Annotated in this window: 19 protein-coding genes; 5 read left to right on the forward strand and 14 right to left on the reverse strand. The window is 72.3% G+C overall.

The window, feature by feature from the left end; translation table 11 throughout:
* Positions 1-45: 45 nt before the first annotated feature.
* Positions 46-1,035, forward strand: coding sequence for an endonuclease/exonuclease/phosphatase family protein (locus ACBJ59_RS19665; protein WP_375111652.1), 990 nt, complete (start codon positions 46-48; stop codon positions 1,033-1,035).
* A 39-nt stretch (positions 1,036-1,074) separates the two neighbouring features.
* Here ACBJ59_RS19665 and ACBJ59_RS19670 read toward each other — a convergent pair whose 3' ends face one another.
* A complete protein-coding gene (locus tag ACBJ59_RS19670; protein WP_375111653.1) occupies positions 1,075-3,402 on the reverse strand; it encodes a beta-glucosidase in 2,328 nt (775 codons plus the stop codon).
* Positions 3,403-3,720: 318 nt separating this feature from the next.
* Here ACBJ59_RS19670 and ACBJ59_RS19675 point away from each other — a divergent pair, with 318 nt between their 5' ends.
* Complete coding sequence (locus ACBJ59_RS19675; RefSeq protein WP_375111654.1) at positions 3,721-5,151, forward strand: vanadium-dependent haloperoxidase; 1,431 nt, start codon at positions 3,721-3,723, stop codon at positions 5,149-5,151.
* Positions 5,152-5,324: 173 nt separating this feature from the next.
* Here the strand turns inward: ACBJ59_RS19675 and ACBJ59_RS19680 are convergent, their stop codons facing one another.
* A complete protein-coding gene (locus tag ACBJ59_RS19680) occupies positions 5,325-5,513 on the reverse strand; it encodes a hypothetical protein (protein WP_364122190.1) in 189 nt (62 codons plus the stop codon).
* Positions 5,514-5,672: 159 nt separating this feature from the next.
* Between ACBJ59_RS19680 and ACBJ59_RS19685 the strand changes: the two genes are divergently transcribed.
* Complete coding sequence (locus tag ACBJ59_RS19685; RefSeq protein ID WP_375111655.1) at positions 5,673-6,227, forward strand: DUF6461 domain-containing protein; 555 nt, start codon at positions 5,673-5,675, stop codon at positions 6,225-6,227.
* A 272-nt stretch (positions 6,228-6,499) separates the two neighbouring features.
* Here ACBJ59_RS19685 and ACBJ59_RS19690 read toward each other — a convergent pair whose 3' ends face one another.
* From ACBJ59_RS19690 to ACBJ59_RS19735, 10 genes are all read right to left on the reverse strand, one after another.
* Positions 6,500-7,243 (reverse strand): class I SAM-dependent methyltransferase, encoded by a 744-nt coding sequence (locus ACBJ59_RS19690; RefSeq protein ID WP_375111656.1) that lies wholly within the window; start codon positions 7,241-7,243, stop codon positions 6,500-6,502.
* Between the two features lie 90 nt (positions 7,244-7,333).
* Positions 7,334-8,377, reverse strand: coding sequence for a LacI family DNA-binding transcriptional regulator (locus ACBJ59_RS19695; protein WP_375111657.1), 1,044 nt, complete (start codon positions 8,375-8,377; stop codon positions 7,334-7,336).
* Positions 8,378-8,382: 5 nt separating this feature from the next.
* Positions 8,383-12,339: a carboxypeptidase regulatory-like domain-containing protein gene (locus tag ACBJ59_RS19700; RefSeq protein WP_375111658.1), complete on the reverse strand. Its 3,957-nt coding sequence runs from the start codon at positions 12,337-12,339 to the stop codon at positions 8,383-8,385.
* Between the two features lie 52 nt (positions 12,340-12,391).
* Positions 12,392-13,105 (reverse strand): cupin domain-containing protein, encoded by a 714-nt coding sequence (locus ACBJ59_RS19705; protein WP_375111659.1) that lies wholly within the window; start codon positions 13,103-13,105, stop codon positions 12,392-12,394.
* The gene (locus ACBJ59_RS19710) at positions 13,102-14,004 is read right to left on the reverse strand and encodes a PmoA family protein (protein WP_375111660.1); all 903 of its coding nucleotides are present in this window, start codon (positions 14,002-14,004) and stop codon (positions 13,102-13,104) included. Before ACBJ59_RS19710 ends, ACBJ59_RS19705 begins: the two co-directional genes overlap by 4 nt.
* Positions 14,001-15,092 (reverse strand): Gfo/Idh/MocA family protein, encoded by a 1,092-nt coding sequence (locus tag ACBJ59_RS19715; RefSeq protein ID WP_375111661.1) that lies wholly within the window; start codon positions 15,090-15,092, stop codon positions 14,001-14,003. The genes ACBJ59_RS19710 and ACBJ59_RS19715 overlap by 4 nt, the downstream gene beginning before the upstream one ends.
* A 34-nt stretch (positions 15,093-15,126) precedes the next feature.
* Positions 15,127-16,410 carry an ABC transporter substrate-binding protein gene (locus ACBJ59_RS19720; protein ID WP_375111662.1) on the reverse strand — a complete coding sequence of 428 codons (1,284 nt, stop codon included), beginning with the start codon at positions 16,408-16,410 and terminating at the stop codon, positions 15,127-15,129.
* 22 nt (positions 16,411-16,432) lie between these two features.
* Positions 16,433-17,260, reverse strand: a complete 828-nt coding sequence (locus tag ACBJ59_RS19725) for a carbohydrate ABC transporter permease (RefSeq protein WP_375111663.1) — start codon at positions 17,258-17,260, stop codon at positions 16,433-16,435.
* Positions 17,253-18,155, reverse strand: a complete 903-nt coding sequence (locus ACBJ59_RS19730; protein WP_375111983.1) for a carbohydrate ABC transporter permease — start codon at positions 18,153-18,155, stop codon at positions 17,253-17,255. The genes ACBJ59_RS19725 and ACBJ59_RS19730 overlap by 8 nt, the downstream gene beginning before the upstream one ends.
* Positions 18,156-18,515: 360 nt before the next feature.
* Positions 18,516-19,559 carry a LacI family DNA-binding transcriptional regulator gene (locus ACBJ59_RS19735; protein WP_375111664.1) on the reverse strand — a complete coding sequence of 348 codons (1,044 nt, stop codon included), beginning with the start codon at positions 19,557-19,559 and terminating at the stop codon, positions 18,516-18,518.
* 154 nt (positions 19,560-19,713) lie between these two features.
* On the opposite strand from ACBJ59_RS19735, the gene ACBJ59_RS19740 reads away from it, so the two are divergent.
* Together ACBJ59_RS19740 and ACBJ59_RS19745 are read left to right on the forward strand one after the other, a co-directional pair.
* Complete coding sequence (locus tag ACBJ59_RS19740; RefSeq protein WP_375111665.1) at positions 19,714-20,985, forward strand: serine hydrolase domain-containing protein; 1,272 nt, start codon at positions 19,714-19,716, stop codon at positions 20,983-20,985.
* Between the two features lie 117 nt (positions 20,986-21,102).
* Positions 21,103-21,534, forward strand: coding sequence for a hypothetical protein (locus ACBJ59_RS19745; RefSeq protein WP_375111666.1), 432 nt, complete (start codon positions 21,103-21,105; stop codon positions 21,532-21,534).
* A 44-nt stretch (positions 21,535-21,578) separates the two neighbouring features.
* Here the strand turns inward: ACBJ59_RS19745 and ACBJ59_RS19750 are convergent, their stop codons facing one another.
* Positions 21,579-22,586, reverse strand: a complete 1,008-nt coding sequence (locus ACBJ59_RS19750) for a phosphotransferase (RefSeq protein WP_375111667.1) — start codon at positions 22,584-22,586, stop codon at positions 21,579-21,581.
* Positions 22,587-22,613: 27 nt separating this feature from the next.
* Entirely contained in the window at positions 22,614-23,813 is a 1,200-nt protein-coding gene (locus tag ACBJ59_RS19755; RefSeq protein ID WP_375111668.1) for an amidohydrolase family protein, read from the reverse strand.
* Positions 23,814-23,887: the final 74 nt, after the last annotated feature.

Here is a 23,887-nt window from a genome sequence, read left to right on the forward strand (position 1 = left end):
GTTTAAGGTTCAAGTTGTGGATCAGTTCGGGGACGGGACGGCGGAGTGAGCACAACGATCAGGACAGAGCGGGCCGCGGCGGGCGACCAGCCGAAACCGAAGCGGCGCCGCCGGCGCTGGTTCGGCTGGGCGGTCGTCGTGCTGCTGGCGCTGTGGGCCGTCATCAGGGTCGGCGGCTGGGAGCAGGGCTCGTTCGTCACGCAGCTCATGACCGTGACGCCGTACGGCGCGGGGCTGGCGGCGCTGACCGCGCTCCTGTCGCTGCTGCGGCGCAACCGTCCGGTGGCGCTCGTCGCGGCGATCGTGTGCGTGGTGATGGTCGCGGTCGTGGTGCCGCGCACGATCAGCGCCGAGCAGCCGGCGGCTCAGGGCGCGCCGCTCCGGGTGCTGGCGGTCAACCTGTTCGGCCGGGGCGACGCCCAGACCGTGGTGGACCTGGTCCGGAAGTACGACGTCGACGTGTTCAGCGCCCTGGAGCTGACCCACGCCGAGGCCGAGCGGCTGGACGCGGCCGGGCTCGGACGGCTGCTGCCGTACCGGGTGCTGGAGCCGGAGTTCGGGGCGACCGGCAGCGGCATCTACGCCAGGCACCCGGCGACGAAGCTGGACGGCCTGTTCACCCCGATCGGCCACAACATGCCGGCCGCCACCCTGACGCTGCCGGGGGGTGGCAAGGTCGAGTTCGTGGCCGTGCACCCGAACCCGCCGCTGGGCCGCATGGAGCAGGAGTGGAACGCCGCCCTGCGCGCCTTCCCCCCGGCCTCCTCCTCGGCGGTCCGGGTGCTGGCCGGAGACTTCAACGCCAGCCTGGACCACCGCGCGTTCCGCGACCTGCTGGCGCGGGGGTACGTGGACGCGGCCGAGCAGGTGGGCAAGGGCCTGACGCCCACCTGGCCGAACTTCCGGCCGATCCCGCCGATCATCTCCATCGACCACGTGGTGGCGGATCGGCGGGTGGCGGTGCGCCGGGTGGAGATCCTGGACGTGCCCGGAACCGACCACCGCGGCGTCTTCGCCGAACTCCGCCTCCCCTGACCGTCCGGCCGGGCGCCGGGTGGTAGCGCATGCGCGCGGTCACTCCTCCAGGAGCCGGGCCGGGGTGCCGAGCCGCCGCGCGGGGCCGAGGGTGACGGTGTCGCCGGTGACCCGGATGACCGCGCGCAGCGGCGGCTCGTCCGCGGAGGGGCCCGCGGAGAGCGTGACCGCCCCGGGCTCGACGATGCGGCGCAACTCGACGCCGGTGTAGGAGAACGCGTCCGCGGGCACGTCGAACGCCACCACCCGGGTCTGCCCCGGCTCCAGCGCCACCCGCGCGAACCCGATCAGCTGGATGGCCGGCCTGGCCACCTGCGCGACCGGGTCGGAGGCGTAGAGCTGCACGACCTCCTCCGCCGGCCGGTCGCCGGCGTTGCGCACCGTCACCCGGGCCTCGACCGAGCCGTCCGTGGCGCATTCCGCGCGGTCCGTCTCCAGGGCGACGTACTCGACCGCCGAGTACGACAGCCCGTGCCCGAACGCGAACGCCGGCGTCGGGTCCAGCACCGTGATGCCGTCCGCCCGCCTGCCCAGGGGTGCCTGGAGGTAGGTGGAGGGATTGATGGCGGGCGAGGCGGGGATCTGCACCGGCAGCCGTCCCGACGGGTTGACCCGGCCGCTCAGCACGCCGGCCAGCGCCGCTCCGCCCTCCACGCCGGGCAGGAACGCCTGGACGGCCGCCGCCACCCGGTCCTTGTACGCCCCCAGCGCGTACGGCCGCCCGGACACCACCACGAGCACCACCGGCGTGCCGCTGGCCAGGACCGCCTCGACCAGGTCCGGCTGGAGGCCGGGCAGCCGCAGGTCCGCCGCGTCACAGCCCTCGCCCGAGGTGCCGCCGCCGAACAGCCCGGCCCGGTCGCCCACGAACAGAAGCGCCAGGTCGGACCCGGCGGCCAGCTCCGCCGCCGCGGCGATCCCCGACCCGTCGTCGCCCGTCACGTCGGCGCCGAGCGCGTAGCCGAGCTCCGCCCCCGGGAACTCGGCCGCCAGCCGTTCCCTGACGGACGGGATGGGCAGGCCCATGCCGTGCTCGGGGTAGCGGTCGAGCACGTGGTTGGGGAAGGCGTAGCAGCCGAGCAGGGTACGCGGGTCGTCCGCGCACGGCCCGATGACCGCGATCTTCGAGGTCGTGGCGGGTTCGACGGGCAGGATCCCGCCGGGGTTGGCCAGGAGGACGATGGAACGTTCCGCCACGGTGGCGGCGAGGGCGCGGTTGCGCGGGCTGTCCAGGTCGAGGTCGTCGACGTCCGGGAAGTCGTGATCGTCGTCGAGGAGGCCGAGCTCGATCTTCTGCCGCAGCACCCGGCGTACCGACTCGTCCACCAGCGCCTCGTCCACCCGGCCCGCGCGGACGTGCGCCACCAGGTGCGCGCCGTAGCCGACGGTCTCGGGCAGCTCCACGTCGATGCCCGCGCGCATCGCGACCGCCCCCGCCGCCGCGTCGTCCTCGGCCACCCCGTGCATGGACGCCAGGAACGGGACCGCCCAGTAGTCGGCCACCACCGTCCCCTCGAACCCCCACTCCTCGCGCAGCAGCCGCCGCAGGAGGTCCGGGCTCGCGCCGACGGGCACGCCGTCGAGGTCGGTGTAGGAGTTCATCACCGACCGCGCCCCGCCCTCGCGCAGCGCCGCCTCGAACGGCGGCAGGATCACGTCGGCCAGCTCTCTCGGCCCGATGCTGACCGGCGCGTGGTTGCGCGCGGCGCGCGAGGCCGCGTAACCGGCGAAGTGCTTGAGCGTGGCGATGATCCCGGCGCCCTCCAGCCCGCGTACGTACGCCGCCCCGAGCCGCCCCACCAGGTACGGGTCCTCGCCGAGGGTCTCCTCCACCCGCCCCCACCGGTAGTCCCGGACCACGTCGAGGACGGGCGACAGCCCCTGGTGCACCCCGGCCGCGCGCAGGTCGGCGCCGATCGCCCCGGCCAGCCGCTCGATCAGGCCGGGGTCGAAGGTCGCCGCCCAGGCCAGCGGCGTCGGGTACGCGGTCGCCCCGTACGTGGCGAACCCGGTCAGGCACTCCTCGTGCGCGATCGCCGGGATCCCGAACCGGTTGGCGGCCATCACCTGCTCCTGCAGGGATCGCAGGCGGGCCGCGCCCTCGGCGGGGCCCACCGGGGCGGTGCCGTAGACGCGGGTGAGGTGCCCGAGCCCGTAGCGCAGCCGCTCCTCCAGCCCGCCGGCCGACATGAACAGGTCCTGCAAGGGTGCGACGCTGCCGGGCTCGTCCGTCTGGACCCAGACGGAGCCGAGCTGCGCGACCTTCTCCTCAAGGGTCAGCTCGGCCAGCAGGCTCTCCACGCGCTCGCCGGTCGTGCGAGCGGCGTCCCGCCAGGGCGCGAGGCCCGGCGCGTTGACAGATGTCATGGCTGCGACTTTCGAGAGATTCATCCCGATCATTAAGCCGGGACTTTAGGTGCCCTCCGCAAACTCGTCAAGAATATTTCGAACTGATACCGAAATTTTCGGCGACCGTTTATCGGCGCACCGGAAGGCAGCCTTCGCACCTGACCTTGACCAGCGAAGCCACCTCAGGCTCGGCGATGAAACTTTCAGGAAACTTGTTCCGGAAAGCAGTTGCCAGACGGGCCGGGGCAGGTCGATGTCACCTGTTGGCTACATCGAATGCGTGTTCGATTCTGGCATCGTCGCCCGGGGGCCCGTTGACGCTAGGAGAAGACACCCATGCCCGTTCGTTCCTTACGCACGATCGCGCTCGCTCTGGCGACCGCCGTCGCGCTCGTCCTGCCCGCCCTACCCTCCTCCGCCCAGGCCGCCACCGGCCCGAGCGTGGTGGTGAGGTGGAACCAGGCGCTGCTGGCGGCCGTACGCGGCGGCACGCTCGGCCCGCCGATGGTGGCCAGGGCGCTCGCGATCACCCACACCTGCGCCTATGACGCCTGGGCCGCCTACGACGCGATCGCGGTCGGCACCCGGCTGGGCGGCTCGCTGCGCCGGCCCGCGGCCGAGCGCACGAACGCGAACAAGACCGAGGCGATCAGCTTCGCCGCCCACCTGGCCGCGGTCGACCTCTACCCGGCGCAGCGAGCCGGGTTCGACGCGTTGATGGCCGAACTGGGCTACGACCCCGCCAACCCGTCGAGCCAGGCGGCCCGCACCGGCGTGGCCGCCTGCCAGGCGGTGCTCGACCACCACCGCACCGACGGCGCCAACCAGTCCGGCGGCTACGCGGACACCACCGGCTACGCGCCGGTCAACGCCCCGGTCGTGGTCGCCGATCCGCTGACCACGCTGAACGCGCCGGGCCGCTGGGCGCCGCTGACGTTCGTCAACCGGGCCGGGGCGCTCGTCACGCCGCCGTTCCTCGCGCCGCACTGGGGGCAGGTGACCTCCTTCAGCGGCACCGCCCGGTCCCTCGCCGACGGCGTGCCCGCGCCGTACGCGTACGGGTCCTCCGGGTTCCGCGCTCAGGCCGCCGAGATCGTGGCCGGCACGGCCGCGCTGACCGACCGGCAGAAGGCGATCTCCGAATACTGGTCCGACGGGCCGAGCAGCGAGACGCCGCCGGGGCACTGGTGCCTGTTCGCGCAGCAGGTCTCGGCCCGTGACCGGCACGGGATCGACCAGGACGCCAAGCTGTTCTTCGCCCTGGCCAACTCGGTCATGGACGCCGGGATCGCCTCGTGGGAGGTCAAGCGGGACCACGACTCGGCGCGGCCGATCACGGCGATCCGCTTCCTGTACGGGGGGCAGCAGATCCCGACGTGGGGCGGCCGGGTGGTCGACGGGGCCTCGTGGGTGCCGTACCAGGTGCCGACGTTCCCGACGCCGCCGTTCGCCGAGTACGTGTCGGGGCACAGCACGTTCAGCGCGGCGGCGGCCGAGGTGCTCAAGCGCTTCACCGGCGCCGACACGTTCGCCGGGCAGGCGCTGATCGCCAAGGGCTCGTCGCTGGTCGAGCCGGGGGTGACGCCGGCGCAGGACGTGACGCTGCGCTGGCGCTCGTTCAGCGAGGCGGCCGACGAGGCCGGGATCTCGCGCCGGTACGGCGGCATCCACTTCCGCTCCGGCGACCTGCAGGGCCGCACCCTGGGCCGTGCGGTCGGCTCGGCGGTGTGGGAACGCGCGACGGACTACTGGTCCGGACGCGGCTGACCGGCCTGACCGTCCTGACCTTTCCTGACCGGCCGGACCGTCCTGACCTTCCTGACCGGCCGGACCGTCCTGACCGGACGTCGCCCGCTCCCCTCGTGGCGGAGCGGGCGGCGTTCACGTCCGGAAGCGCCCGCTCCCCTGTACGGGAGCGGGGCGCCTTCGTGCTGCGGAGGTCAGGCCGCGCTCTCCTCGGCCTGCCGGTTGAGCGTCTCGAGGTCGAACGCGCCCGACTTGACGGCCGCGGTGAACGCCTCCCAGTCGTGGCGAGGTACTTCCAGCACCGCGTCCGGGTTGTCCGCGTGGATGACCTCCACGTGGTCGTTGATCCGCTTCGCCGCGACGCGGCTGGCGTCTTGCGTCATCTGCAGCACTCCTCTCGGTGCATTGCGGGTTCCGGCCCCGGCCACCCGTTCGCAGGAGGACCGGGGCGGTTGCGGGCAGCCTTGCATCCGGCGGGCCGCGTCGGCCACCGGTTCGGCGAGGGAGGCGGTGGAAAAAGTCCCCCCGCGGGAGTCGATCTCTTGCCCTCGGTACAACAAAGACCTCCGCCGTTCGTCGGACCCGCCGCGCCACAAGATCGTGTAGCTTTCGCTCACCCGTTCTGTTTCCCCGCCGAGGCGTTACGGCGGCTCGGCGTCGCCCCGGGGCCCGTCGCCGGCGACCACGGCTTCGGCGTCGCCGCCTACCGCGCCCGGGGCGGTGCCGTCCTGGTCGAGGTCGGCTGGGGGAACGTCTGCTACCACGGCGCGGCGGCGCTGTCGGCGGGGACGGTGGCCGCCGCGGTCTTCGCCGCCGGCAGCGACGCCGGCTTCATCCACTGCGCCGACGGCCGCGTGATCGCCGCCTTCGACCTGCACGCGTGCCGCACCCGGAGGGGCGAGGGCCCCGACCGCCTCCAGGCCCACCAGCGCGAGCTGGGGATGGAGACCTCCTACGAGGACCCGGGGTGGGCCGGCGCGCCCACGGCGGCCGCGCTCGCCCTCGCCGGGCGGGCCACCGGCGTGCACCTGTCCCGGGCCCGATACGCGGCCGACGCGCTGTTCGGCCCGACCGAGCACCTCGCCCCGTACGCGTGACCGGTTCCCGCCCCGAGGCGGGAGGTGCCGTCGCCGCGAGCCCGGCGACGCACCGCGTGATGTAAGGGACCGTCAAGTCAGGAGTTAGTGGAGTGGCGTAGCTTCCTCGATCGACGGCTGGACCTGAGCAGGGAAGAAAGCATCCAGGAATTTTGAAATGTCGCCGGTGCCCGTGCATCGCCGAGTTTCATGGGAGTGGTGAGCCGGATGGCCGCCGCAGACGTCTACGAGGGCGGCGGCTGGGGCGGGGCGTTCGTCATCCTCTCCGGGGCTCAGCGGGCCAGCAGCGCGAAGCGGTGGGCGGTGGCCCGCAGCGGCCGGCCGCGCCGCATGTCCGCGTGCAGGGCGCGCAGCCGCTCCTCGTAGGGGTGCGGGTCGAAGCCGGGCACCTGCCACGGGACGGCGCGCAGGAACAGCACCAGCGCCCCGATGTCATGGAATGTCGTGGTGAACCCCGCCTCCTGCCGCCAGATCACCTCAAGCCCGGCGCCTTCCAGGGCGGTGACCGCCGCGTCGAGGCCCCAGGCGGCGTCCTCGTGCGGCGGGCCGCCCAGCGCGGCGTTGAGCTCCTCGAGGTCGCGGCCGGCCACCTGCTGGGTCAGGAACGTGCCGCCGGGGGCCAGGAGGCGGCGGAGCTCGCGCGGGTCGTACGCCTCGTGGCGGTTGATGATGAGGTCGAAGGAGGTGTCCGGGAACGACCGGGTGTCCTCGGCGACCTCGACGCCCAGCGGCTCCAGGCGGGCGCGGGCGACCGGGAGGTTGGGCGGGTAGCCCTCGGTCGCGGCGGTGCGGGGCGGCAGCGGCGGGGCGAAGGAGGCGAGCAGCTCGCCGCCTCCCGTGCCCTGGTCGAGGAGGGAGCCGGCCCGGGAGAGGTGATCGCGGGCCAGCTGCTCGTAGTCCCACGGCAGGGCGCCGTCGTAGGTGACGCGGTCGCGGAAGAGCGAGAAGTCCCAGCCCTCGAACGAGGCGGTCCGCGCCTCGTGGATCAGCTCCTCGAAGTCCATGGTCGCGATCATGTCGCACCGCCGTGGCGGCTCGCATCGCGATAAAGCCGCCTTACGACCGCCTGAAGGCCTCAGGTCCGCATGAGATCGGCATGAGAGGTCTTACGCCCGCGGGCGCGGCGGGGTGCTGCCGCGGAGGACGACGGTGACCGGGAGGCACGGGTCCGCGGGCGCGTCGTCCGCCAGCGCCAGCCGCACGGCGCTCAGCCCGGCCTCCCGCAGCGGCACCGCCACCGAGGTCAGCGCCGGTACGACGTCCACCGCCGAGGCGATGTCGTCGAACCCCGCCACCCCGATGTCCGCCCCCGGCACCACCCCCGCCTCCCGGAACGCGGTCATCGCGCCGATCGCCATCACGTCGTTGACCGCGAACACCGCCTCCACGTCCTCGAAGCCCCGCTCCACCAGCCGCCGCGCCGCCTCGTGACCGCCCGCGCGGGTGAAGCCGGTCTCGATCGCGAGCGGCTCGGGCACCCCCGCCCCGTCGAGCCCGGACAGGAAGCCCTCGTGCCGGTCACGGGAGGTGCGGAGCGAGGGCGGGGCGTGGAAGACGGCGAAGCGGCGGTAGCCCGCGCCGAGCAGGGCGCGGGCCAGGGCGGCGGCCCCGCCGTGGTTGTCGATCGTGACGGTGCGGAACGGCAGGTCCCGCTGGCTGATCAGGACGACCCGGCCACCGGCGGTGCGGTATTCCTCCAGCTCCTGGACCAGCGCGTCCCTGGTCGGGGCCCCGTCGATGCGGCTGCCCGTCACGATGACGACGCGTGGCCGCCGGCCCCGCAGCGTCCTGACGATCTCCAGCTCGCGCTCCGGCGAGCCGCCGGCCACCGCCATGGTGACGATGAGCCCGGCCTCCTCCGCCGCCTGGGTGACCCCGGCGGCGATGGAGGAGAAGTAGGGGTCGGCCACGTCGCGCACCACCAGCGCGACGGTCCTGGTCGAGCCCTTGGCGATGGCCTGCGCCGACAGGTGCGGCTCGTAGTTGAGCCTGGCCGCGGCGGCGCGGACCCGGGAGACGTTCTCCGACCGGACGTTGCGCGCGCTGCCGTTGAGCGCGCGCGAGGCGGTGGCGATCGAGACGCCCGCCTCCCGGGCGACGTCGTGCAGGGTCGGCGGGGAGGCGGGGGCCGGGGCGGGCCCGTGATCCATGGCGGTCATTCTGTCACCACGGTCAAGGGTTCGCCCCTGGTCGTGCCGGCCTCGTTGACGAGCTCGGCGACGTACACGTGCGGGCCCGCCGGCCGGCCCGTGAGCACGGTGGCGGCGCTCTGGGCGGCCGGGGTGGCGGCGGCGAGCTGCTGGGTGTCGACGGGCACGCCGTCCTCGTAGAGGCGGTAGGCGGTGGCGTTGGTGCCCCACCACATGTTCATGCGGATGGTGTGGTCGCCGTCGCCGTCCCAGTTGTCGCTGCTGAGCACGGGCCTGCCCGGGTTCGCGTCGGTCACCTCGACCTTGACGGGCGTGGTGGCGGTGCGGCCGGCCTGGTTCAGCAGCTCGCCGGTGTAGATGTAGGTGCCGTTCTTCCGGGCGGTGACGGGCACCGTGGCCTTCTGGGCGGACGGGGTGTCCGGGGTCAGGTCGCGCCTGGCGATCTCCTTGCCGTTCTCGTAGAGGACGAGGACGCTGGCGTTGACGCCGTACCAGAGGTTCATGGTGACGTCGTACGTGCCGTCGTGCAGGCCGTGCGCCCAGCCGCTCGTGGTGGAGAGGGCCGCGCGGCCGGGCGGGGCGGTGGCGCCGTCCTGCGGGAGCTCGGGCTCCGGACGGGTGACCTCGACCCGGTACGTGGTGTCCGCCGTGCCGTCCTCCGCGACCACCCTGATCGCGATCTCGGTGTCGCCGACCGGGATGGGGATCGCGGGCGATGCGGTGCCGCTGGGGACCGGCCTGCCCTGGACCGTGATGGCGGACTTCGGGTTGAGCGCGGTGGGGGTGAAGGCGAGCTGGTCGCCCGGGACGGTCAGCCCGTACGTCAGGGTGTCGGGGGCGAAGGCCGGCTCCAGGGTGCCGGCGGAGGTGGTGAGGGCGGACAGGGTGGTGTCCTGGGCGAGGGGGCGGCGCCGGATCTGGAGGAGGTGGGTGGCCTCGGTGCCGTCCTCGGCGGTGACCACGATCCGCACCTCGGCCCCCGTGTCGCCGAGGGTGATCTCGCGGGTGGCCCGCGCCCCGTCGGCACGCTCGCCGTCGATGGCCACCGACCTGGCGAACGGGCTGCGCGCCACGGCCGTCACCTCGACCTGCGCCACCCGCGCGGGCACCTCCAGCACGCCGTCGGCGGAGGGGGCGCCCTGGCTGGTGTCCAGGCCGAGCAGTCCGGTCTCGTCGCGGGCGAGCCCGACGCCCTGCGAGACCCGGAGGTCGTCCAGGTCGATGCTGCCGTAGTTGGTGCTGGTCGCGGCGTACTCGATCTTCGCGACGGCGTCCACGCCGGTTCTGAAGGCGGCGTCGTCCAGCACCTTGCGGCCGTCGACGGTCAGGTCGAAGCGCTTGTTCACGGTGTCCATGACGGCGGCGACGTGGTACCAGCGGCCGGGCTCGTACGTGCCGACGGTCTTCGTGGCCGAGCCGGCGTAGGCCACGATCGTGTTCTTGGTGAAGGCGAGGCTGACCGCGTTCTGGCCGCTCGCGTCCTTGACGTAGGGGATGGACCACCAGTGGTTGCCCGAGCCGTAGGGCTGCTCGCTCATGACGTTCGTCTCGACGGTCACGACGCCCTTGAGCGCGAACTCCCGGGTGAGGCTGGTGACGCCGCTGTTCGTGGTGCGGGTCAGCCTGAGGTTCCGGTCGCCGCCGGACTCGACGATCTCCACCTTCCCGCCGCCGGCGCTGACCGCGAGGCCGTCGCCGCCCGCGTACGGGCCCGTGGGCAGGTCGTCGAAGTCGTGCACCACCACGTAGTCGGGGGTCGGGCGGACGAGGAGGAGCGATCCGGCGTCCGTCGCGGTGGCGGCCTCGACCTTCAGTCCGGTCCTGGTCTCCGGGACGAAGCCGCCGGCGGCTGCTCGGAGCGTGTACCCGTCGCCGATCGGGACGCTCTCGACGGTGAAGGCGCCGTCGGGGCCGCTGGTGGCGGTGGCCAGGGTCTGGTCGCCGTCCTCGACGGTGACGGCCGCGCCGGGCAGCGGCCGGGCGGCCTGGTCCAGCACGCGGCCGGTGACCGAGCCCACGGTGCTGGTCGAGGCCATGGTGAGGTGGACGGTGGCGACGTTGCCGGGGCGCACGTCGACCGTGCCGGTGGCCGTCGCGTAGCCGTTCCTGGTGGCGGTCACCTCGACGCCGTCGGCGAAGGGCAGGCTCCTGATCGCGAAGCGACCGTTCGCATCGGTGGTGGCCGTGCCCATGGTGGCCGCCGTCACGGTCGCTCCGGAGACGGGGGCGCCCGACGGGGTGCGCACGGTGCCGGTGACGGACTCGGTGGTGGCGCCCTCCGGGGTGACGTACTCGAAGGCGCCGAGGTCGGGGGCGCCGTTGTAGATCGGGGTGCCGGCGTAGTCGCGGCCGCCGTTGCCGGTGACCTCCGTGCCCCCGTCGGCGGCGTACGAGCCGGAGGTCACCCGCAGGCCGTGGGCCGTCTCCAGGGCCGGGCCGCTCTCCGGGGTGCCGTAGGGGCCGTCGAGCGGGGCGGCGGCGAACAGCGGGTCGCCGAGTACGGCGTTCGCGTCGCCGGCCGGCACCGGGAGGGTGGCGCCGCCGTAGAGGTTGTGGTCGTAGGCGATGGTGGGGCTGGTGGTCAGGACCGCGCCCGCCCTGGTGGAGTAGAGCAGGTTGTTGGTGATGTCGTAGCGGGCGTCGAGGTAGCTGCCGTACCCGTAGATGAGGTATCCGGATTTGTCGTTGTAAATGGTGTTGTTGTAGATCTTCGCGGTCGCCGCTTTGTCCGAGTGCAGGTAGATCTGGTAGCGGCTGTTGCCCGCGATGACGTTGTTCCTGACCACGGCGTCGCCGAAGCCGAACTGGCACAGCAGCACGCCGTCGCCGTTGCCGTGCAGGTAGTTGTACTGGACGACCTGCCGGGTGGTGCCCTTGTCGGGGTCGATGCCGTTGGAGTCGGCGCCGCCGGCCTTCTGCTGCGTCTCGTACACCTCGTTGAACTGGAACGTCACGTCGTCGGCGTAGTACGTCTCGATGCCCGAGGTGCCGGTGCGGTGGACGACGTTGCGCTCGATGAGGGCACCGCGCACGTTGGTGACGTACATGCCGTTGCACCCGTACGCGGTGCCGGCCTGGGTGATGTGGTTGTTCCTGATGACGATGTTCGTGTGCGGGGTGAACTTCGGGTCGTCCCGGTTCTCGCGGGTGCCCCAGCCGGTGGACTCGGCGATCGTCTCGCCCGCGTCGTTCTTGCCGTCGCCGGTGTACTGCTTGACCACGATCCCGGCGAACGAGGTGTTGGCGACGGTGGAGTTCTGGATCACCACGTCGTTCAGCACGGTCGCCCGCTCCGGCGGGGCGCCGATGTCGGGCACGGTCGTGTCGAACACGATGCCGCCGGTCTTCTTCGAGCCGTCCCAGCCGGTCTGGAAGCGTACGCCCGGCGCGTTGTTCTCGACGCTGCCGCCGATCCAGTTGACCTGCCCGGTGACGTCGTGCACGGCCACGCCGTCGATGACGAAGCCGTCGAGCGTCTGGCTGTTGTCGCCGGATACGTGGATGCCGCGCAGGTCGCGCAGGTTCTCGCCGGGGGTGCCGGTGGCCGGGACCTCGTTGGTGACCACCAGGTTGCGGATGGTCCAGAACTCCTGGTTGAACAGCCGCACGGCGTCGTTCACCTGGCCGGCGGCGTCGATGCGGGGCTTGGCGCCCTCGCCGTAGCGGTCGACGGTGATCGGGGCGCCGCTCTCGCCGGAGCCCTTGGGCCACAGTTGCTGCCCGCTCCACCGCTGCCCCGCCCGGAGCAGGATGCGGTCGCCGGGCCGGAACGTGGTCTCGCTGACCCTGGTCAGGCTCTTCCAGGGGTGTGCCTCGTCCTGGCCGGTGGCGGAGTCGTCACCGGCGGTGGCGTCGACGTAGTACGTGGTCCCGGCCTGGGCGGCGGCGGGCTGGACCGGGAGGGTGAAGGCGGCCACCATGGCGGCGGCCGTCAGCAGGGTCGGGAATCGGGCAGGGAACATCGCTGCTCCTCTTGGGTGGGGGGTGGGCGCCGAGACGCCGGCGTTCGGAAGGTCAGCGCGGGGTGTGGACGACGGGGTCGGCGACGTCGTGGGCGCGCAGGTGGCCGCACATGCCCCAGCGCTCCTGCGGCGGGCTCTCCATCAGGGCGGACTCCAGGAGGTGGGCGCCGTCGCCGCGCTCCAGGGCCTCGAGGACCTCGGCGGTGCGGCGGGTCTGCGCGGCGACCGTCGCCTCCCAGGTCTCCCGCCAGCCCGCCGCCTTCGGCCGGACCAGGGCTACCGCGCTGTCGTAGAAGCGCCGCACCGCCTCCGGACCGCCCTCGGCCAGCCGCAGGAACCCGGCCACGGCCAGCTCCCGCCGCCGCGCGACCGCCTCCTCGACCCCGACGGCGGGCAGGGCCGCGGCCTCGCGGTACCGGGCGGGATCGGCGACGACCTCCGGCGGGAACGTCATGACGGCGTCGCCCGCCTCGGGCAGCCCGGCGTTCGACATCACGACCACCACCTCCAGGCCGCCCCCATTTCCGGCGCGGTTGACGGCCCGGTGGATGGTGCCGGGCGTGAACCACACGGTCGAGCCCGGACCCAGCTCCGTCTCGCGCAGGCCGTTCACGTCGAGCGTCTGCAGCGCGCCGTGTCCCCCGACCACGACGTACGCCTCCGTGGAGGCGGTGTGCAGGTGCGGCGTGCCGCCCTCCAGGCCGTCGGCGCAGGCCCCGGTGTAAACGGTCAGCCGGCTGACCGACGTGCCGCCGGGGAACGTCATCGCAGCACGTCCCTGCCCTGCTTGGCGAGCAGCGCCGTGCCGTCCTCGCCCCGGTCGCCGTCGGCGATCACGACCGCGTACCGGAAGCGGATGGTCTCGCCGTCCGGCAGCGGCACCTCCTCGCTGAAGAACGGCGCCGGGTTCAGGCAGGCGAAGTGCTCGGTGCGGGCGAACCACCGCGGCGGGTGCCGCGGGTTGGCCGCGTCGTCGACCATGACGATCGTCGAGTGGTCGCCGCTCTCGTCGTGCCGGCCGCGGAAGCCGAACCACTCGGCCCGCAGGCCGCGCAGCTCGTCGCCGCCCGCCCCCTGCGGGGACTGGATGACGCCGTCGGTGAACGAGCGGGGGCCGCGCCAGAACAGGCCGCCGTAGCCGGCGTTCTCGCGGCCCTTGGTGGTCGGGGAGCCGAAGTCGATCGTGGCGCCCGACACGTTCGTCATCTCGGTCTCGAACAGCAGCGCCCAGGTAGCGTCGTCGATCAGCGTGGCGGCCAGCCCGCGCCGCTCCTCGATCACCGGGTCGCCGGACTGCGCGGTCCAGCCGAGCGTGTGCCCGATCTCGACCCGGTCCGCGGCGGCCGTCAGCGTGGTCATCTCGCGGTGCGTGGCGCTGCCGTTGTTGTCGAGCTGGACGTACTCGCCGGCGACGTACGTCGGCCCGCCCCAGAAGTTGTGCTCGCCCACGCACGGCAGCGACCAGGCGATGCCCTTGTGCCAGACGTGGTCGTGCGGCCGGTAGAGCGACACCAGGGCGCCGCCCCGGGTGCGGATCGGGTGCAGGTACGGCTTCGGCGACTCCAGCACCGGCGTGTCCGGGCTGTAGACGTAGGTGAACAGCTCGACGTCGCCCGCGGTGACGGCGACCGACCGGCCGAGCTCGTGGGTGGCCCGCAGGGTCACTGGTTCCTCCAAGGGGCGCCCGTGCCGTCCATGCGGCGGGCGAACGGGTTGTCGGCGGTGATCTGACCGGCGCGCACGCGCTCGCCGGTGAAGGCGGAGGCGTACAGGGCGGCGATGAACTCCATCGTGCGCCGGGTGTCCGAGGCGGTGACCGGCGGCGCCTGGCCCTGGTCGAGCGCGTCGAGCACGGCGGCCAGCCAGCCGCCGTGGCCGCTGGACCCCTCGCTGCGGTCCGCGGCCCAGAGGGGCCGCACGTCCTCCTGGCCCGGGGCGGGGGTGACGGTCCAGTGGTCGTCGGTGTAGCCGTACAGGTGCGCCACCTCGACCGTGGCGCGCTCGTAGTCGAAGCGCAGCTCGGAGGTCTGCCTCGGGGACACGACCGAGTTCACGACCGTGGCCACCGCGCCGCTCTCGAACGTCACCAGCGCCATCGACACGTCCTCGGTGTCCACCGGGCGGGCCTGCCGGGCGGCCACGGCGGTCACCTCGCTCCACGGGCCGAGCACCGACAGCAGCAGGTCGAACTGGTGGATGCCGTGGCCCATCGTGGGCCCGCCGCCCTCCGACTCCCACGTGCCCCGCCACGGGACCGCGTAGTAGTCCTCGTCGCGGTACCACTGGGTGACGCACGTGGCCAGCAGCGGGCGGCCCAGCGTGCCGGCCTCCGTCAGCCGCCGCAGCCGCACGGCGCCGGCGCCGAAGCGGTGCTGCAGGACGGTCGCGACGTGCCCGGCCGAGCGGCTCTCCGCCTCGATCAGGGTGTCGAACTCGGCCAGCGAGAGCGTGGGCGGCTTCTCCACCAGCGCCGTCACGCCGGCCTCCAGGCAGGCCAGGGCCAGCGGGGCGTGCAGCTGGGGCGGGGTGCACAGGTGCACGAAGTCCGGTTCCTCGGCCCGGAGCAGGTCCTCGGTGCCGGCGTAGCTGTTCGGGACGCCGTACTTGGCGGCGAACTCGCCCGCCCGCCCGGCGTCCACGTCGGCCACGGCCACGAGCTCCGCCCGGCCGCCGGACTCCGCCACGGCCTGGGCGTGCGCGTGGGCGATCCCGCCGGTGCCGACGATGGCGGCCCGGTACTTGCGTTGAGACATGTGTTCCTTCGTTGGCTGGTCGGGCTGGTGAGGGTCAGGCGCCGTCGATCTCGGCCTGCAGTTCCTTGATGAACGAGGCGGCCGCCTGCTCCGGCGTCTGCCGGTCGAACAGCACCTCTTCGGTGTGCCGCTTGATGATCGCCTCGATGGCGCTGGCGCCGTTCGGGGTCACCCTGGGGGCGGTGCCGACCTTGACCGCGTCGAGGTACTCGGCCGCCGCCTTGTCCGTCTCACCGAGCTTCGGGGTGATGGCCGCGCGGGTCTTCCTGTTGGCCGGGACGCCGCGGTCGGTCAGCATGACGTCGGCCGCCTCCTGGCTGTTGGCCAGGAAGTCCACGAACAGCGCGGCCTCCGCCGGGTGCTTGCTGCGCGAGGAGATCGACCAGTACATCGAGGGCTTGAAGTAGGCGGCCGGGGTGGACGCCTGCGACTCGCCGGGCAGCTTGAGCAGCTTCAGCTGCGACCCGCTGGCCGCCGCCAGCGACGGGAGCTGCGTGTTCCACCAGGTGCCGAAGGCCGAGGCGTTCGTGGCGGTGCCGGACTGGTCCAGCGAGCCGCCGGCCCGCTCGATGGTCACCGACGGCGCGGGGGCGACGCCGGACTTGGCCAGGTCCTTGATGTAGGCCCAGTAGCCGGCCAGCACGCCGGCCGGGACGGCGACCTTGCCGGCCTCGTCGAACAGCGCCGCGCCGTGCTGGCGGGCCCAGATGTTCAGGCTGCCCGCGTCGAAGCCGAACGACTGCACGCCGGTGATCTTGCCGCCGCCCGCCTTCGACACCTGGTCGCCGACCTTCTTCAGGTCGTCCCAGGTCCAGGTGTTGTCGTCGGGCAGCTTGATCTTGAGCTGGTCGAGCAGGCCGGTGTTGGCGACGATCGAGTACGTGGCCAGCCCGACGGGCAGCGCGTACTGCTTGCCCTTCACGATGCCGGTGTCCAGGGCGGGCTTGTCGAAGTCGGCGGTATTGAGGTGTTTCGTGGCCGTGCCGAGGTCGAGCAGGGCGCCGCGCTCGGCGTACGAGGAGAGGTAGAGCTCGTCCATCTGGATGACGTCGGGCGCGTCGTTGGCGGCCACGGTCGTCGCCAGGCTCTCCCAGTAGCCGTTCCAGTCCTTGAACTCGCCCTTGACCGTGATGTTCGGGTGCTTCTTCTGGAACAGGTCGATGACCTGCTGGGTGCGCTTGTGCCGCTCGTCGGCGCCCCACCAGGTGAAGCGGAGGGTGACGGGGTCCTTCGACAGCTCCTGGCCGGCGCTCCCGCCGCCGCTGCCGCACGCGCTGAGCATGAGTGCCGCCGCGGCGGCCAGGGCGATTCTTCTCATGATGATTCCTGTTCGCGGGGGGTTACTTGCCGCCGGTCGTGGCGATGCCTCGGATGAGGTAGCGCTGGCCGACGAGGAAGGCGAGGAAGACCGGCAGCAGGGACACCACGCTCATGGCGAACATGGATCCCCACGAGGTGGACACCGTGGCGTCCACGAACGAGCGCAGCGCCACCGGAACCGTGTACATCTCGGGGTCGGTCAGGTAGATGAGCTGGCTGAAGAAGTCGTTCCAGGTCCAGATGAAGGTGAAGATCACCGTCGTGGCCAGGGCCGGCAGCATCAGGGGCAGGATGATCCGGACGAAGATCCGGGCGTGGCCGCAGCCGTCGATCCTGGCCGCCTCGTCCAGCTCGCGCGGCAGCCCGCGGATGAACTGCACCATGAGGAAGACGAAGAACGCGTCCGTGGCCAGGAACTTCGGCACGACCAGCGGCAGGAACGTGTTCACCCAGTCGAGCTGGGAGAACAGGATGTACTGCGGCACGATGATCACGTGGATCGGCAACATGATGGTGCCGAGCATGATCGCGAACCACAGCCGCTTGCCGGTGAACTCCAGCCTGGCGAACGCGTACGCGGCCATCGAGCAGGACACCAGGTTGCCGATGATGCAGGCCAGCACGAGGATCGCCGAGTTGGCCAGGTAGTGGCCGAACGGGGAGGCGAGCGCGGTCCAGCCCTCGCCGTAGTTCTGGGTCTGCAGGCTGTCGAGGATCAGGCCGGGGCGGCGGAAGATCTCGTTGTCGGGGCGCAGGGAGCTGACCACCATCCACAGCACGGGATAGAGCATGACCAGCGCCAGCAGGATGAGTGCGGCGTGCTTGACCGCCTTGCGAAGGTCAGTCATCGTAAACGACCCAGAATCTCGCGGCCCAGAAGTTGACGGCGGTGAAGCCACCGATGATCACCAGGAGCAGCCAGGCAAGGGCGGAGGCGTACCCCATGTCGAAGTTGCCGAAGCCGCGCTGGTACAGGTAGAGCGTGTAGAACAGGGTGGAGTCCGAGGGGCCGCCGCTGCCGCCCGAGACCACGAACGCCTGGGTGAACGACTGGAAGGCGTGGATGACCTGCAGGACCAGGTTGAAGAAGACGATCGGTGACAGCAGCGGGATCGTGATGCTCCTGAACTGCGTCCACCTGCCGGCCCCGTCGGTGGCGGCGGCCTCGTAGTACATGGCGGGGATCTGCCGCAGACCGGCCAGGAAGATCACCATCGGCGCGCCGAACGTCCACACGTTGAGCACGATCAGCGTCCCCAGCGCGCTGTCCGGGTCGGAGATCCAGCCCTTCCCCTCGATGCCGAACGCGCCGAGCACCTGGTTGAACAGCCCGTCGGCGCCGAAGATCTGCTTCCAGAGCACCGCGATGGCCACGCTGGAGCCCAGCAGCGACGGCAGGTAGAACGCCGAGCGGTAGAACGCCAGGCCGCGCAGCCCCCGGTCCAGCAGCAGCGCCAGGCCGAGGGCGCAGACGAGCTGCAGCGGCACGGAGACGACGACGTAGACCAGCGTCACGCCGAGCGCGTGGTGCAGGCGCTCGTCGCCGAGCATCCGCGTCCAGTTGTCCAGGCCGTTGAAGACCGGCGGCTGGATCAGGTTGTAGTCGGTGAAGCCGAGGATCAGGGAGGCCACGATCGGGCCGGCCGTGATGAGGAGCAGGCCCACGAACCAGGGCGCCAGGAACGCGAAGGCGGCCTTGTTCTCCTTCTTGCCGCCGAGGGTTCCGCCGCTGCCTCTGCGCATGCGCTGCAACTCGCCGAGAGCGCTCACGCGGGACTCCTCGACGCGATCATTCGTGACCTCCTGTTACCAAGAGGCGGGGGGTGGCCGCCTTGGGAAAACGTATTCCGCAGTTTGCATGCCTGTTACGCGAGCGTCAAGAGTGTTACGAGGGATCCACCCCGAGTGTGACGAGATCGCCGGTCACCGGAGTGAGCGCCGCCGCGGCGGCGGCGCTAGGGGCTTCACCTGGGCGAATGTCGCCTGTGGAGTGCGTGGCGGCCCTTCGGGGGTGTGGCCTCGCGCGATCATCGTCCCGCCGCGCGATGACGGCGGCGCCTGCGGTGGCGTGGCCGGCGGGCGGCGGGCGGCCCGGAACGGAGATTACTCAGCGTGACTTTCGACGGGACGGGCGCTGTCACGGACGATCAGGTGGCCCTCCAGGGCCAGCCGCTGCGGGGCGGCCGAATCGCCCAGGGCGAAGCGGATCGCCTCCGCCCCCGCCCGCGCCAGCGGGAGCGCCACGGTCGTCAGCCGCGGCGTCACGTCAGAGGCGAGCGAAATGTCGTCGATCCCCGTCACGGAAACGTCGGCCGGCACCTCCACACCGGACTCGCGAAATCCCGAAAGAGCGCCGATCGCGATGGCGTCGTTGACCGCGAGAACCGCCTGCCCGCCGTCCATTCCGGCCCCGGCCAGTTCGCGCGCCGCGTCGAATCCGCCCTGCCGGTTGACCTCGCAGGAAATGATCCGGATATCCCGCTCGTCAACGCCTCCGGCCCGCAGTCCCGCGATGAATCCGGACGTCCGGTCGGCCATGTTGCGCAACTCCCGGGAGCCCGCGAATATCGCCACCCGCCGGTGCCCGATTTCCGCGACAAAGGCGCCCATCGAGCGCCCGGCGCCGTAATCGTCGAAGACGATCGACGAGAAAGGCATGTCCGTCTCGCCGACCATCACGACCCGCCCGCCCTCCTGCTCGTACGCGCGGAGCTCTTTCAGCAGCCGCCCCTCGGCCGCGCTCGCCAGAAAGCGGCTCGACGTGACGACCAGCGCGCGCGGGCGCAGCGAGCGGAGCACGCGGACGGTCTCGGCCTGCCGCTCGGCCGCGCCCATGGTGGACGACACGGTGACGAAGGCCCCGGCCGTACGGGCCTCGCGCTCCATCGCGGCCACCACCACGCCCATGGACGGCGTCGTGAGGTCGTCGGCGACGAGCGAGACGGAGTCGCCGGCCCGGCGCATCGCCCTGGCGGCAGCGTCCATCGTGTAGCGCAGGGCCGCCGCGGCGGCCAGCACGCGGGCCTCGTACTCGGGGGCGACCTTCCTGGTGCTGCCGCCCAGGACCCGGGAGGCGGTGGAGACCGAGACCCCGGCCGCCGCGGCCACGTCGTGCAGCGTGACCGTGGGCCTCGCCGCGTGGGGCATCCGCAGTGTCCTTTCCGAGAGCCGAACCGACCGGCAATGAAGAGTACTGTGCTCCTGCTCGCCCCGGCTGCGGCAGCGCCACATGATCCATGTCATATGGAACCGATGACACGGTGGACTAACCCGGCCGTCCCGGCGCCACCATGCTGGCGGCATGTCAATTCGCCAGTTCGGTCACAAGACCTCAAATCGTCGCGCCGTCCTCGCCCTGGCTGCGAGCCTGCTGATCGCCGCCGTCCCGGCCCAGGCGGCCGCCGCCGGCACCGACCTCGACGGGCAGGTGTTGCGGCAGTCGCTGGACGCGGTGCACGAAGCCGGCATGTACGGGATCTACTCCCAGGTACGGGACGGAGCCCAGAGCTGGCGGGGCGCCTCCGGCGTCGCGGACGTGGACACGGGCCGCCCGGTACGGCCCGACATGGTGCACCGGGTCGGCAGCATCACCAAGACGTTCACCTCGGTGGCCGTGCTCCAGCAGGTGGCCCGCGGCACGATCGAGCTCGACGCCCCCGTCGCCCGCTACCTGCCCGACCTGGTGCCCGGCGAGCGCGGCCGGCAGATCACCGTACGGATGCTGCTCAACCACACCAGCCACATCGCCGACTACGTGGGCCCGGCGTTCCCGTCGCTGCTGGAGGGCTCGGGCAGGAGCCTGGACGACAACCGCTCGCGCACCTTCACCCCGCAGGAGCTGGTCCGGCTGGGCCTCGGCGCCACGCCGACCGGGCAGCCGGGGGCCACGCCGGGGTCCTACTCCAACACCAACTACGTGCTCGCCGGCCTGCTCCTGGAGAAGGTGACGGGCATGGACGCCGAGCGGTACATCACCCGCAACGTCATCCGCAAGGCGGGCCTGCGCCACACGTCCTTCCCGCGCACGCCGCACATCCCCGGCCCGCACTCCAAGGCGTACGAGTCGCTGTACGGCCTCATCGACCCGCCCAAGGACTACAGCGTCTACGACATGTCCTGGGCCGCCACGGCGGGCGCGGTGACGTCCACGATGGACGACCTCAACCGCTTCTACCGGGCGCTGCTGCGCGGCGAGCTGATCGGCCGGGAGCAGGTCGCCGAGATGCAGAAGACGGTGCCGGTGCTGGCCGGCGGGGCGCCGCTGAACTACGGGCTCGGCATCTACTCCTACGACCTGCCGTGCGGGCGGTTCTGGGGGCACAGCGGCGGCGTGTTCGGCATGGGCACGGAGTCGATCTCCAGCCCGGACGGCGGCCGCCAGCTCTCCATGGGGATCAACCTGATGAAGTACCAGCGCCTGGACGAGAACGGCTATCCCCAGGTGAGCCCGATCGACGTGGCGACCGTGAACCACATCCTGACAGGCCTGTGCGGGCAGAGCGCGGCCCAGGCCAGGGCGGCGCAGCCGTCGTTCGTCCCGTTCGCCGTGGACGGGCTGTCGGTCAAGCGCTGAGGTGTGTCGCTGATCACCCCCTATGTGTGGATTCCTGCACAGATGATCGCGCCAGGTCTCCGTACTGTCTCTTCTGCCGGAGCACCCCGGCAGCACCGACAGGGGAGGAATTCCGAAATGCGTAAGACCTTTGCGATCGCGGCGATGGCCGGCTCGATGGCCCTCACGGGCCTCGCCCTCAGCCCCGCAGCCGCCCAGGCGGCCACCCAGTCCACCGCGACTCAGGCCACCGCGACTCAGGCCACGATCCACACGGGGACGAGCTGGGGCAAGTTCTTCTCCAGCGACCGCAAGGCGTACACGTTCGGCAAGACGTGGAAGTCCGGCGGCAAGGTCCACACGAAGTGGTACGGCGTGGACAAGGTCGGCGGCAAGAAGGGCTGGGTCTGGTTCGAGTACTACCAGAACGGCGGCTGGCACAAGTTCAACAAGTCCTGGGACGGCAAGGTCGTCGGCTCGTGGAGCGGCCGGGGGATCAAGAAGGTGTACACCTACACCTGCTGGGCCGGCAAGTTCGACAACTGCGGCAAGAAGTACCGCATCTACTAAAGGACATGTTGGACAGCTGAGGCCCGGCGAGCGCTCGCCGGGCCTCAGCGCCGTACCAGCTCCAGCACCTCCGCCAGCGCCCGCGGCGTCGGCATGATGCGCAGCGCCTCGTCGATCTCGCGCTCCGCCCACTCGCGGTGCCGCCGCTCGGCCCGCGGGTCGAGGGCCACGCGCGTCTGGCCCAGCAGGAAGTTCAGCCGGGACGCGACGAGCATCGAGAAGTCCGCCGGCTCCGTGATCCGGCCGGGCCCGCCCGCGCGGACGTACGCCTCGTACATGTCCCGCATGGCGCCGAGCTCGGCGACGGGGTCGCAGAACCAGTCGAACAGGGCCCGGGCCAGCTCCCGCCCCGGCGCGGCCGGTCCGAGCTGGTCCCAGTCGACGACCACCAGCTCGCCGCCGGGACCGGCCAGGACGTTCTCCGGATGCAGGTCGCGGTGGCAGACGATCAGCTCGGCGGGATCGGCGGGGCCGACCGCCGCGCACAGCTCGGGCACGGTGGCCAGGCGTTCGCCCAGGCGCGCCGCCCACGCCGCCCCCGACGCCGCCGCCCGCTCCCACTCGTGCGGAGCGGGGGCGCGGTGGTACCAGGCGGCGGGCGGTTCCCCGCCCGGCGCCCCGGTCGGCGCCCCGGTCGGCGCCCCGGTCGGTTCTGTCGCCGCGGCCGGCGCGCACCGGTGCAGCCGCGCGAGCAGCGCCCCGAGCTCTCCGGGAGTGGCCGGCGCCGCGAGATCGACCGGGCGCAGGTCGATCCAGTCGTACAGGCGCAGCCACGCCCCGCCGGGCGCCTCGACCACGTGGCGGCCGTCGCGGGCCGGATGGCCGGCCGGCAGCCGCACCCCGGCCCCGGCCGCCCGCCGGGCGAACGCGAGCTCGGCCTCGACCAGCGCCTCCGGCGGCGGCCCGCCGAAGATCTCCTTCAGCGCGTACGAGACGCCTCCGGCGTCCACCCGCCAGATCTGCCCCAGCGCGCCCCGCCGCCCCGCGGACACCACGGCGTCGACACCCCACCCGAACGCCTCCCGCGCGTACGCCACCAGTTCCTCGGTCACACACCAAGAGTGCACCCGGGAGCCCGCTCAGCGCTCCCCCTGCCGCACGCCTCCTCGCCACACGCCGGCGATCGCGCGGGTGGCGGTGATGTCGGCGGTCGGGTCACCGTCCACGAGCAGCAGGTCCGCCCGCAGCCCGGCCGCGATCCGCCCCCGGTCCGCGAGCCCGAAGCACCCCGCCGTGACGCTCGTCGCGGCCGCCAGCGCCTCCTCCGGCGTCAGCCCCGCCTCGGTCAGGAGCAGCAGCTCGTGGTGCAGGCCCGCCCCGTGCACCGGCCCGAACGGCGTCGCGTCCGTCCCGGCCGGCAGGGGCACGCCCGCCCGCAGCAGCGCCGCCGCCGAGTGCGAGGCGTTGACCACGCCCCGCGAATGCATGGGCACGCCGGTGATCTCGCGCTGGAACGTGGCCTTCGCCCGCTCCGACATCCGCCCGGCCGTCCTCGGGTCGCGCAGCAGCTCGGTCCCGCCGGGGTCGCCGGTGACCGCCTCGATGTAGGCGAGCGTGCTGATGACGAACGCGTCGTACGCGGCGATCCTGGCCGCCATCTCCTCCGCCCCCTCCTCGTCCACGTCCGAGTAGAGGTGCGCCAGGCCGTCGGCCCCCGCGTCCAGCGCGATCAGCGCCTCCCTGGCGGTGACCGTGTGGGCGATGACCTTGAGCCCGGCGGCGTGGCCCGCCGCCACCAGGACGGCGGCGAGCTCGGGCGTGAGGACCGGCAGATCCATGCCGGACACGCCACCGTCGTCGACGGCGATCTTCAGGTAGTCGGCGCCCTCCGCGAGCCTGGCCTCCACGAACGCCCTCGCCTGGCCGGGGTCGGCGACCGTGTCCAGGCCCGACTCCAGGCCGAGCGAGCGCATCAGGTCAGGGGTCATGAGCTGGGTCGGGTGACCGCCCGGGGCCGTGGCGATCATGCCGGAGCTGCGGAAGTCGGCCACGTCGTCGCGCTCGGCGGCCAGGCGGCGCTGGGCGGCCACGATGGGCGGCAGGTTGTTCATCTCCAGCTCGGTGGTGACGCCGAACCTCAGCGCCTCCGCCAGGTCGCCGTCGTAGGCGTGCGCGTGGGCGTCCATCAGGCCGGGCAGCAGGGTCTTGCCCGTGCCGTCCACCTCGACGTCCACGGGCCCGCCCGGCTCCGCGATGCGGTCGCCGTCGATCAGGACGTCGGTGCCGGTCAGGGTCCGCTCGCCGTCGAACACGCGGGCGTTCCGGATCAGGGTACGCATGTCTCCCCCGGAGATAGTTTTACATCGAATTAACCTCTCTTGGGATAGTACGGCGTCTAATCACTTTGGGCAAG

This window comes from Nonomuraea sp. MTCD27 (assembly GCF_041950495.1).
Lineage (GTDB): Bacteria > Actinomycetota > Actinomycetes > Streptosporangiales > Streptosporangiaceae > Nonomuraea.

Excerpts from the sequence above, each read along its gene's own strand:
- ACBJ59_RS19740 (WP_375111665.1), top strand. The coding sequence starts at position 19,714 with ATGTCAATTCGCCAGTTCGGTCACAAGACCTCAAATCGTCGCGCCGTC.
- ACBJ59_RS19700 (WP_375111658.1), bottom strand. The coding sequence starts at position 12,339 with ATGTTCCCTGCCCGATTCCCGACCCTGCTGACGGCCGCCGCCATGGTG.
- ACBJ59_RS19690 (WP_375111656.1), bottom strand. The coding sequence starts at position 7,243 with ATGATCGCGACCATGGACTTCGAGGAGCTGATCCACGAGGCGCGGACC.
- ACBJ59_RS19680 (WP_364122190.1), bottom strand. The coding sequence starts at position 5,513 with ATGACGCAAGACGCCAGCCGCGTCGCGGCGAAGCGGATCAACGACCAC.
- ACBJ59_RS19675 (WP_375111654.1), top strand. The coding sequence starts at position 3,721 with ATGCCCGTTCGTTCCTTACGCACGATCGCGCTCGCTCTGGCGACCGCC.
- ACBJ59_RS19730 (WP_375111983.1), bottom strand. The coding sequence starts at position 18,155 with ATGCGCAGAGGCAGCGGCGGAACCCTCGGCGGCAAGAAGGAGAACAAG.
- ACBJ59_RS19705 (WP_375111659.1), bottom strand. The coding sequence starts at position 13,105 with ATGACGTTCCCCGGCGGCACGTCGGTCAGCCGGCTGACCGTTTACACC.
- ACBJ59_RS19745 (WP_375111666.1), top strand. The coding sequence starts at position 21,103 with ATGCGTAAGACCTTTGCGATCGCGGCGATGGCCGGCTCGATGGCCCTC.
- ACBJ59_RS19725 (WP_375111663.1), bottom strand. The coding sequence starts at position 17,260 with ATGACTGACCTTCGCAAGGCGGTCAAGCACGCCGCACTCATCCTGCTG.
- ACBJ59_RS19670 (WP_375111653.1), bottom strand. The coding sequence starts at position 3,402 with ATGACATCTGTCAACGCGCCGGGCCTCGCGCCCTGGCGGGACGCCGCT.
- ACBJ59_RS19755 (WP_375111668.1), bottom strand. The coding sequence starts at position 23,813 with ATGCGTACCCTGATCCGGAACGCCCGCGTGTTCGACGGCGAGCGGACC.
- ACBJ59_RS19720 (WP_375111662.1), bottom strand. The coding sequence starts at position 16,410 with ATGAGAAGAATCGCCCTGGCCGCCGCGGCGGCACTCATGCTCAGCGCG.
- ACBJ59_RS19715 (WP_375111661.1), bottom strand. The coding sequence starts at position 15,092 with ATGTCTCAACGCAAGTACCGGGCCGCCATCGTCGGCACCGGCGGGATC.
- ACBJ59_RS19735 (WP_375111664.1), bottom strand. The coding sequence starts at position 19,559 with ATGCCCCACGCGGCGAGGCCCACGGTCACGCTGCACGACGTGGCCGCG.
- ACBJ59_RS19695 (WP_375111657.1), bottom strand. The coding sequence starts at position 8,377 with ATGGATCACGGGCCCGCCCCGGCCCCCGCCTCCCCGCCGACCCTGCAC.